This window comes from Kitasatospora sp. MBT63 (assembly GCF_000710465.2).
Classification (GTDB): Bacteria; Actinomycetota; Actinomycetes; order Streptomycetales; family Streptomycetaceae; genus Kitasatospora.
In genome coordinates this window covers 10,058-12,467 of sequence record NZ_JAIZ01000632.1, presented here as the reverse complement: position 1 = coordinate 12,467, position 2,410 = coordinate 10,058, and the positions used below count along the sequence as shown (strand labels likewise).

General features: G+C 77.3%; 2 protein-coding genes and 1 pseudogene. All 3 read left to right on the top strand.

The features are described 5' to 3' along the window. Positions 1-369, top strand: a pseudogene (locus AA75_RS33105) (hypothetical protein); the annotation flags it as partial. Between the two features lie 143 nt (positions 370-512). Next, a complete protein-coding gene (locus tag AA75_RS33100; RefSeq protein WP_033824052.1) occupies positions 513-1,034 on the top strand; it encodes a hypothetical protein in 522 nt (173 codons plus the stop codon). A 137-nt stretch (positions 1,035-1,171) separates the two neighbouring features. Continuing rightward, positions 1,172-2,395 (top strand): GNAT family N-acetyltransferase, encoded by a 1,224-nt coding sequence (locus tag AA75_RS33095; RefSeq protein WP_033824051.1) that lies wholly within the window; start codon positions 1,172-1,174, stop codon positions 2,393-2,395. Positions 2,396-2,410 lie beyond the last annotated feature (15 nt).

Here is a 2,410-nt window from a genome sequence, read left to right as displayed (position 1 = left end):
GCCAGGGTGGTCGACGCGCTCCGGCGGCTGCTCGCGGCCCGCCCCGGCACCGAGGTCTACCTCACCCTCGGCGCCGACCGCGGTGTGCTGCCCGCCGCCGGCGCCGACCTGGCCGCCGAGGCGGCCGCCGCCCGGCTCGGCGTCAACGCGTGGTCCGTGGCCGGGGCGACCGACCCTCGCGCCGCCGTCGACGGCCTCGCGGCCGTGCTCGAGGACGCCTACGGCTACGACGCCGCCGCGGCCCTGCGCCACAGCGGCGCGGTCCTGGCCGAACCGCCCGGCCCCGCGGCGTCCGGCCCGGCCGCCGAGCTGCGGACGCTGCGGGACCAGGGCCGGCTCGGCCGGGTCTCCTTCACCCTGGCGCCCTGACCCGCCCGTACGGCGCGCCGCCGACGGCCCGCCACCGGTCGCGTCGCCGACGCGGTGAACCGGGGCCGGGCCGCCGGCCGTACCTGCTGTCAGGACCCGCCGCCACCCGTGGCGGCCTGACAGCTCGCGGGAGTGACCACCAGATGCCGACCTACCGAGGCCCCCACCGGATCACCGTGACCGGCGTGGAGGCCGAGTGGCCGCAGCGGGCCGTGGTGACCGTCCGCGGCGGCCGGACCATCGTGGTGCCGGGGGAGCCGGGCGCCGGCGAGCTGATCGACGCCGAGGACTGGGACCTCGCCGTCGAGCACTGCCACCGAGGCGTCTGGGAGCCCAACATCCGCGCCGTGGTCGGACGCTGGGAGGAGACCGGCGGCGTGCGCCGACAGCTGGTCCGCAGCACCGACCGGGAGCGGCCGGGCAACCCGGGCGGCCGCAACCTGGTCCTGCGGATCGAGCGGGAGGACCCGCGTCCGGCGGCTGCCCCGGCGCCCGCCGCCCTCCGCCGGACCACCACGGAGTCCGCCGCACCCAACGCCGCCACCTGGGACGGCCGCCCCGGCCCGGCCGCCCGCACCAGCACCAGCACCAGCACCAGCACCGGTATCGATGCACCCCCGGTCCGTACCACCACCACGTCCGGCGGCTGGACCGCCTCCTCCTGAGCGACCGGCCCCCGGGGGCCGGTCGATTGCGCCGTCCCCGCAGGTAATCCGCTTGACCGGGCCGCCCGGTGACGCTGCACTGTGGCGGGGCGCCACGCGTCGTGCTGCGCCCGCAACCAGGGGAGGCAGCGGCACCGATGGACATTCGTCCCACCACCGACCAGGACCTCGACGTCTTCGTCGACACCGTTCACACCGCGTTCGGGCTCTTCCCGCAGACCCCGGCCGAGGACGGCGGCGGGGTCCTCTGGGCCGCGTACGAGATGGACCGCAGCCTGCTTGCCGTGGCGGCGGACGGGCGGCCGGTCGGCACCGCCGGGGCGTACTCCTTCGAACTCACCCTGCCCGGTGAGGTGCTGGTCCCGGCCGCCGGGGTCACCGCCGTCGGCGTCCTGCCCACCCACCGGCGCCAGGGCGTGCTGACCGCGATGATGCGGCACCAGCTCACCGAGGTGCGGGACCGCGGGGAGTGCCTCGCCGTCCTGCTGGCGTCCGAGGCCGTGATCTACCGCAGGTTCGGCTACGGGCCGGCGACGTACACGGCGCGGCTGACGGTACCGCGCCGCCGGGCGGCCTCCGCCCTTCCGCGGGCGCGCCGGGCGGCCGACGGCGCCACCTCGGCCGGCACGGTCGAGGTGCTGCGGCGGGCCGACTGCGGCGGGATCCTGGAAGAGGTCTACGACCGGTACCGCCGCGCCCAGCCCGGCGCGCTGTCCCGGCCGCACCGCTGGTGGGCCCTGGGCGCGGGGCAGCCGCCGGTCTCCCGGGCGCCGCGCTACGTCGCCGTCCACCGGGACGCCGACGGTGTCCCGGACGGGTACGCCAGTTACTCGCTCGAGGCCGGGAGCCTGACCGCCGACGAGATCATCGCGGCCGACGACGCCGTGCACACGGCCCTCGCCCGGTTCCTGCTCGGCCACGACCTGGCCACCACGGTCGTGTTCAAGCACGTCCCGACCGAGCACCCGCTGCGCTGGCAGCTCGAGGACTTCCGCGGCGGCGAGGTGACCGGCGACACCGACTGGCTCTGGGTGCGGCTGCTGGACGTACCGCGGGCGCTGACCGCGCGCGGCTGGTTCGCGGACGGCGAGCTCGTCCTCGACGTCGACGACCCGTTCCTCGGCGAGCACGGCCGCTACCTGCTGACCGTCCGGGACGGCAAGGCCGACTGCGTGCCGACCCACCGCGAGCCCGACCTGTCCCTGGACATCAGCGACCTGGGCTCGGTCTACCTCGGCGGCACCGCCCCGAGCACGCTGGTGCGGGCCGGCCACATCCGGGCCCACCGCCCGGGTGCGGCCGTCCTCGCCGACGCCCTCTTCCGCGGCGAGCGCGCCCCGCACTGCCTGCACTGGTTCTGACCCCACGCCGGCTGC